The sequence below is a fragment of the Citrobacter sp. TBCS-14 genome (assembly GCF_005280805.1).
Taxonomy (GTDB): Bacteria; Pseudomonadota; Gammaproteobacteria; order Enterobacterales; family Enterobacteriaceae; genus Citrobacter; species Citrobacter gillenii.
Genome location: NZ_SZWM01001119.1, coordinates 1 through 205 on the forward strand (window position 1 = coordinate 1; position 205 = coordinate 205).

1 protein-coding gene is annotated in these 205 nt (G+C 50.7%); it reads left to right on the top strand.

What is annotated here, in order from left to right:
* Positions 1–205, top strand: a 205-nt coding sequence (locus tag FDX22_RS24345) for a LacI family DNA-binding transcriptional regulator (RefSeq protein WP_255433064.1), incomplete at both ends; no start/stop codon positions are given.

Here is a 205-nt window from a genome sequence, read left to right on the forward strand (position 1 = left end):
CACGTAATTAACAAAACACGCTTTGTCGCTGAAGAAACGCGCAACGCTGTCTGGGCAGCGATCAAAGAGCTGCACTACTCCCCTAGCGCAGTTGCACGTAGCCTGAAGGTGAATCACACCAAGTCGATCGGTTTGTTGGCAACCAGCAGCGAAGCGGCCTATTTCGCCGAAATTATCGAGGCCGTTGAGAAAAATTGTTTCCAGA